This is a genomic window from Paenisporosarcina quisquiliarum (assembly GCF_027563315.1).
In the GTDB taxonomy this organism is placed as follows: Bacteria; Bacillota; Bacilli; order Bacillales_A; family Planococcaceae; genus Paenisporosarcina; species Paenisporosarcina quisquiliarum.
On the sequence record NZ_JAMKBJ010000009.1, the window covers coordinates 124,599 to 132,125 of the forward strand.

Consider the following 7,527-nt stretch of genomic DNA (forward strand, 5'->3'; position numbering starts at 1 on the left):
CCATTCACAGTTCATGTGAATGGACCTAACAAATGAAGTTCTATTGCTCCAATCTAGCCAGCGGATGCGTTACGACAGGGAAGCGGACAATCACTGTGGTGCCCTTCCCCTCTACACTTTCAAAATGAATGGTTCCGTTATATTTCTCGACAATGTTAAAGCAAATCATGAGTCCAAGTCCCGTGCCTTTACTTTTTAGGGAGTAAAATGGAGACCCTAGGGATTTTAATACTTCTGCTGACATACCAAAACCTGTGTCGACTACTCTTATTTCAATTTCTCTCTTTTTTCGTTCAGCTACAATTAGGACTGAATCCCCTTTATTTGAAACTTCAATTGCATTTTTCACCAAATTAATTAGTAACTGCTTAAATTCGATGGGATTTGCTGCTATATATATTTTTTCTTCAACAAGCAGTTCAATGTTATTTTGATGAAAAACGCCATAAGACATCAGCAAATCTGCTACACTTTGCAGAGCTTTTCGAACATCTACTGTCTCCATTTTTTGATCTTTATCCGGTTTTGCTGTGGTTAAAAATTGGGAAATAACATGCTCTGCTGTATTTAATTCATCAATCATCATAGAAAAATTGTCTTTTACGTCTTTGCTGACCGAACTGTCATTTTCATAAAACTGTAGAAAACCTTTTACCACAGTCAGTGGATTTCGGATTTCATGGGCGACGGCAGCTGCCAGTTGACCCGTTGTTTTTAACCGCTCCGATTGTTGCAATTCTTCATAATACAGTTGTTGTTTTTTTATTCGATCAGATGAAATATAAAAAATTAGGTAAATAATGATTTGGCTTCCGATAAAATTAATAATATTTCCGGTTAAATCCATCGTAATATGCGAATAGTTATCGCCTTGATCGATTAATACGACATAACTAAACGTTAAAGTAATTAACAAAACATTAAACACCAAAGAGAAATAAAACAGTTTGGAATCGAAAAACAAAATGGAAAACGCAGGGATAAAGCAGAGAAAAATAAACGTCGACCATGTTTCTGGATATAAAAAGAAAAGCATATAGAAATAGGCTGCACCTACAATGATTGTGGTGAGTCTAAATAAATACTTCTCATACATCGGATAGATTAATAAGCTTGCAGATAATAAAACGACTAATGAAATATGTAAAAGTAATCCTGTTTCCAGACCATCATAACGTGGAATTACAACAATTAATCCACTTGTCATAAGAGCAATCGTCATGATGGTTAAAAAATAATACTGTTTTTGATTCATAAATTGCTTCACGGGTACACACCTTTGTTGTAAAATTCTTCAAACTAAATCTATTATAATCTTTTTTTGAGCATTCACGAATAAATTTAAGCGTTTCTATTATAAAAACATCAGATGGATTAGGTGAGACGATGAAAAAATGCAGACATTCCAAAGAACTCAGTGGCACCAAGCCCGTACTAAACGTGCATAACTCCGCGTACTTTGTCATATCGTGAGGTATGGAGGGAATAAAATTACGAAGGAACAGAAAACTGCAGATGTCATAAAGAAAGGAATCGGTTTTGGATCTTGCCTTGCGATGGTTGTCTCTTACACAGCTTATCAGTCCATTGGTTGGGCCATTATTCACGGTTTTTTTAGTTGGTTTTATGTCCTTTATTATTTTATAAAACATTCACCTGAATTATTTTAAAAAACAAAAGACAGACTTCTGCAAACGAAGTCTGTCTTTTTGTTTAATATAATTTCATACAAGTATTAGTAAGATGATTCTTATCTTCCATCAAGAATTAATAATACCTTGTTCTTTTGCCTTGAACACAGCTTTATGCCTTCCCGTGACTTCTAATTTCGAATAAATATTTGATATATAATTTTTCACTGTTCCTTCGGTCAGAAAAAGTTTCAGTGCGATTTCACGATTGGTTGCTCCATTTGAAAGTTGTTCCAGTACTTGTGTTTCTCGTTCAGTCAGTCTGAAATTGTTTTTCTTATTTCTATCTTCTACCGTTTGATCCAACGGGTTAATCCATTGCGCAATTAACTGCTTGGCTATTTCCTGTGTGATCAAGGTTCCACCATGATGTACGAGTCTCACGCCAGCCGCAAGATCTTTGGGATGAATAGCTTTTAAAACATACCCTTCCGCTCCTGCTCCCAGTGCATCCCTGACATATCCCAATTCCTCAAAGGTTGTTAAAATCATCACCTTTACATTTGGAAATTCGCTTTTAATTTTACGTGTTGCCTCTACGCCATCCATCAGAGGCATATGAATATCCATCAGTACTACATCCGGAGAAAGCTGCCTCGTTAACTCGACTGCCATTTTTCCATGTTCAGCTACACCCACGATTTCGAAGTCTGTTTCTCCTCCTAATACGATAGATAGACTCATGCGAATCAATTCCTGGTCATCCACAATTAACACTTTTATCATCTGGTTCAATTTCTCCCCTTAAACGATCTGCTACTACTGGTAAGAAACAAGTAATAACGGTTCCTTCATTTACCTTTGATTCAATGCGCAAACCACCTTGTAGCGCTTCCAAACGTTCTTTCATTCCATTTTGACCAAACCCGAATTTCACATTACTTATGCCAATACCGTCATCCTGAATCGTCAGAATCCCATATTGTCCCTCTTCTTTTAGAGTAATCTTGATTTCCGTGGCATGCCCATGACGGACAGCATTCGTTAATGATTCTTGAAGACAACGAATGAAGGTGATTATTCCTTGAGAGGAAATCTTCATTTCCTGCGTTCCAATATACTCAAAATGAATGTCTATTTTCGTATGTTCAGCAAATTCCATTGCCAGATTTTTTAATTGGGAGGATAATTCCTCCCTTTCTCCAATCGGGGAAATCTGATGAATCTGACTTCTGATTTCACCTAATGATTTTCTCATCACATCACTTAATCGATCCACTTGTCCCTGCGCTTTTTCAGGGGATGTTTCAAGTAAAAATGACGCTGCATCAAGCCCCATGATTACTGATGTGTAGGTATGTCCCACTGTGTCATGAAGATCTCTTGCAAGACGGTTTCTTTCTTCCAATAACGTGACTTTTTCAATTTGTTTTGCATATTCCTCTAATAGTTGATTCTGCCGACGGTTCTCCTCCAGTAACACTTGCGTTCTCTTCTCTGCTTCAAGAACTTTAGAAATGGCTAATCCAACACCGAAGAAAAAGAGTCCATCAATAACACCCATCCCCAACTGGTTTAATCCCACGGCGAGTATCGCGATAAAAGGAGTAATGGAAAAGCCGGCCCATAAAACCCATCTTTCCTTCCCGGGTCTGCTATAAATACCTGCGCAGAGTGAAGGGTAGGCCAAAAAAGACGAATACTCACCCAAAAAATAACAGCCGACAATCAAGAACAATCCACTAAAAATTAATTCAAGTAACGGATATTTTTCAACACTAAAATTAACTATTTTAGATCCAGACCAAATGGGAATTAGAAATGCGGCAAAGAACAAGAGCAATACGAGCCAAAAGAATGGCATAGAGGTCAGGAAAAAAATCAAAATCAATAAATGGAATGCAAACCAACCAGTCCTTGTTATTTGGGCGGTTTTATATACCCAATGGGTTTCATTATGTATCGGCAGCATATAGCGCTCCTTCATGGTAAAAAATTGCATCTTTACTGTATTCAACAAGCTTTTCTCGTTCTCCTTTTTCCAAAGTCATAAAAGTCATATGACCACTATATGACGTAATTCACTATGAGGTATGACCTTTTCTAATCCATAATAAAAATGCATATTTTGATTATATATTTAAGTTTTTCACCATAAAGGAGAGAATTGATTGGCACATTTACCATCAAGCAATACAACACAAACATTTCATGAAAATACGAAAAGATCGGTCCTTATTTTCATTTCTGTTATCGCCATTATTTTAGGAACAATTTTTGTAAGTTTATTACAGTTGAAGTCCCCAAAAGTTGTACCTTCTAGTGCTGCTACAACTGCATTTTCAGCAGACAGAGCCTTCTCCTATTTAGAGGATTTTGCTGTTGCGCCACATCCTCTTGGTTCGAAAGAACATGATCGAGTACGAGACTACTTGGTGGGGGTTTTAGAAGAACTAGGAGTCAATCCTGAAATTCAAAAAACAACTTCACTTCATGATACTGGCTCATGGATTGCAGGAGGTACGATCGAGAACATTGTTGCCAAAATAGAAGGAACGAATTCGTCGAAAGCCATTATGCTTGTAGCTCACTATGATTCTGTGCCGGGTGGCCCCGGCGTTTCCGATGATGGAGCGGGAGTTTCTGCTATTTTAGAGACGGTAAGAGCATTAAAGGAAATGAAATCACTTGAAAACGATGTCATTATCCTGTTAACAGATGGTGAAGAGAACGGGATGCTTGGAGCAAAGGCATTTGTTGAAGAACATCCCTTTGTTGAAGACATTGGTTTAGTGTTAAATTTTGAGGCAAGAGGAAATGAAGGTCCTTCCTTCATGTTTGAAACGAGTGATCAAAATGGTTGGTTTGTAAAAGAGTTTGTTGAAGCTGCACCGACACCCGTGGCTCATTCATTTATTTATAATTTATATAAGCTGATGCCAAATGACACAGACCTTACTGTTTTTAAAGCTGCAGGACTAAACGGTTTGAATTTTGCATTTGGTGAGGGGCTTGGACATTACCATACGACAAGCGATAATTTGCAAGAGCTCAGTAAAGAGAGCCTCCAGCATCATGGCGAATACATGTTAAGTCTTGTACGTCATTTCGGAAAGTTAGATTTAACTAAACCAAGTGATGGGAACCAAATATTCTTTAATATTTTTGGATCAAAAATGATTACGTACTCGGAGCAGCTAGTCATTCCTATTATGGTATTGACAGTCATTTTGTTTGTGATTACCTTCATACATGGCTATAGACGCAAGAAACTTTCTGTTCTTGGCATGCTTGCCGGTCTTCTCGTTATGATCGGCGGAATCATTGGATCATTTTTAATCGGGCTAAGTTTATGGAAAATACTTACAGCTATTTTGCATGAAAAAGTTTGGATGATGGGCACAGATATAACATTTGGAACAACTTATTTAATTGCTTTTTCGCTGATTGTATTTGCATTTTTAAGTTTTCTTTATACGATGGCCAACAAAAAAATAAAAGTAGAAAGCTTGACCATGGGTGCCTTGCTCATTTGGTTAATCCTATTAGTCGTTACAAGTTTCCTGCTTAGTGCAGGCAGTTATGTTTTTGCTTGGCCGTTACTATTTGGTCTGATTGGAGTAAATATATTATTTCGTTCAGAAGAAAATTCGTGGAAGAGTTATCTTGTAACTGCTGGATTTTCAGTTCCAGCATTTTTGATTCTGACACCTGTCATTTACCTGATCCAAATGTTAGTCACGATGAACCTTGCAAGTGCGCTTATGGTGATGGTTTCGCTCGTTGGGGCCCTGCTCATACCGATTCTTAGTACATTAAAGGTCAAAACCAAATGGATGATGTCATCTATCCTTTTGGCTGCTGGATTATTGGTATTAGTAACAAATACACTCAATATCAATAACAAGCCGACAACGGAACATCAAAAAGCCAGTGACATTTCGTATTTCATGGATGAAGACACCAATAAAGCCTATTGGGTAGCCAGACATGCTGTAGATGACTATACATCGAATTATCTTCAGGAAAATGTCATAGAAGGCAACACTTCCGAATTCTTCCCAATATTAAATTGGGATGTTAATTACTCTGAGGCTGATTTATATGATTTGAAAGCACCTACAGTGACCGTTATATCAGACGAAGTACAAGGCGATAAACGAACAATTGAATACCAATTGAAAACAAATCGTCAAGCAGAAGAAATTTTCATGCAGTCTTTATCGAAAATGAACATATCAACCCTTATCCTTAATGGAAAAGAAATGAAGTTAGACAAAAATGAATTTACAACACAACAACCATTACTCTTCACATATATTGTAGGTCAATCTGGAGAGGTAAATGTAAAAGTCACTGTCGACGCGAATGAATCAATTGAGTGGATCGTAGCGGATCTTGCATACAACATCCCTGAAATAAAAGGAGAACGTCCACCAGAATATTCTACGTACGGGGAAAATTCATTCGTCATGAAGAAGATTCGAGACTAATTAATAATTAAACTAAAGGCCGTGATATACGAGGATGCTTTCGCTTCCTTTATATTACGGCTTTTTTAATTCTGGCTATGTTAAAGGAAAGAGTTGATAAATCTTTTAAGAATATGAAGAATGTCCCTAATATTAATACTGGAACTGGATAATTATGTTAAAATTAATATACCAATGTGAAAGTTTTTACTTAAACTAACGCAGCAGTTTAGTTGAAGAAGGAGGAATATAAAATAAATTAATTTAAAGAAAAAATAGAGGTGTTTAGAGTGAGATTACTATTTAGTGTATTAAGAAAAATACTGGAGAGAGAGTCTTTTTCACACAAAACATACAATATTGATGAATCTGAGTTTCGGGATTTTCTGAATATGGCTATAAAGAAGGATTATATTTCTGTCCTAAAGGGTCGTATTGAAAATACATATGCTGTTACAGTAAAAGGATTAGAATTCCTGAAGTCTAATATGCGATTTAATAGGGAGATTCCAAATGATTCTAAAGAACTGCCTCAATGGGTCCGTTTCGAAGGGGAAGTTTATACAACAAAAAACAAAAAATCAGAGATGGAACAGAATAGGTGCGAACCAGAAACTATCGAGTATTTTCATTGGAGTGAAATTCTACATTCAACACTTAAATCCATAAAAAACAAAGGAGGAATAGGGAATCTATTTATTGATCAACCTGCATCAGAAAATGACGTGCTGCAGATTGAAAGCACTATTGGTTTCGAACTTCCACAATCATTTAAAAAGGTAGTGATAGATTATTCGAATCAATGTGATTTTTATTGGAATACACAAGAAAATTCAACATGTGTATTAGATGATCCTAATATCTATTCAACTCAAGGCGAACCATATACAAATAGGAATATATTGAATGGAGGCCTATTTGATTTAGGACTGTGGAATCTCGATAAGCTAATCCAGTTAAACGCCATTAGGTTAGACCATGATTACCTTGATGGGATGGGAGGGGGAATTACTTTGGAATAGACCGAAAATACAATATAGGGGAAGTTATCTATTTAACAAATGATAAAAATTTTCACGGTTGGAGGCTTGGAAAATCATTTGAATCTTTTATGAACAACTGGATTCAAATAGGTTGTGCTGGCGGATATATCAATGATTATATTGCGCTATCATCACCACACATCCCTTACATTAACAATAAGACAACAAATGCTTTTAAAATAAAGAAATGGCTTGAAATTGGCTAACGAGTGCTTGAGTTGAAGATCTGCAAAGTATACTTATATTTCTTGTTGAACTAAACCAGCTAATAGTTTGTCAATATTTTTTGATAGAATAAATCTATACGTGGTATATTAAAAAATGCGTATGCCAAATAACCTCCCAGTATCCTAATTGGAAGGTTTTGAGCTATTTTCTAAG

5 protein-coding genes are annotated in these 7,527 nt (G+C 36.3%); 2 read left to right on the top strand and 3 right to left on the bottom strand.

Features of this window, described 5'->3' with window-relative positions; translation table 11 throughout:
* Positions 1-40: 40 nt before the first annotated feature.
* The 3 genes from M9R32_RS11625 to M9R32_RS11640 all read right to left on the bottom strand — a co-directional run bounded on the left by M9R32_RS11625 (position 41) and on the right by M9R32_RS11640 (position 3,603).
* Positions 41-1,267 carry an ATP-binding protein gene (locus M9R32_RS11625; protein WP_269926898.1) on the bottom strand — a complete coding sequence of 409 codons (1,227 nt, stop codon included), beginning with the start codon at positions 1,265-1,267 and terminating at the stop codon, positions 41-43.
* Between the two features lie 493 nt (positions 1,268-1,760).
* Entirely contained in the window at positions 1,761-2,417 is a 657-nt protein-coding gene (locus tag M9R32_RS11635; protein WP_269926900.1) for a response regulator transcription factor, read from the bottom strand.
* Entirely contained in the window at positions 2,392-3,603 is a 1,212-nt protein-coding gene (locus M9R32_RS11640) for a sensor histidine kinase (protein ID WP_269926901.1), read from the bottom strand. The genes M9R32_RS11635 and M9R32_RS11640 overlap by 26 nt, the downstream gene beginning before the upstream one ends.
* A gap of 199 nt (positions 3,604-3,802) precedes the next feature.
* Between M9R32_RS11640 and M9R32_RS11645 the strand changes: the two genes are divergently transcribed.
* Positions 3,803-6,124: a M20/M25/M40 family metallo-hydrolase gene (locus tag M9R32_RS11645; protein ID WP_269926902.1), complete on the top strand. Its 2,322-nt coding sequence runs from the start codon at positions 3,803-3,805 to the stop codon at positions 6,122-6,124.
* Positions 6,125-6,393: 269 nt separating this feature from the next.
* Positions 6,394-7,125, top strand: a complete 732-nt coding sequence (locus tag M9R32_RS11650) for a hypothetical protein (RefSeq protein ID WP_269926903.1) — start codon at positions 6,394-6,396, stop codon at positions 7,123-7,125.
* The last annotated feature ends 402 nt before the right edge of the window (positions 7,126-7,527 follow it).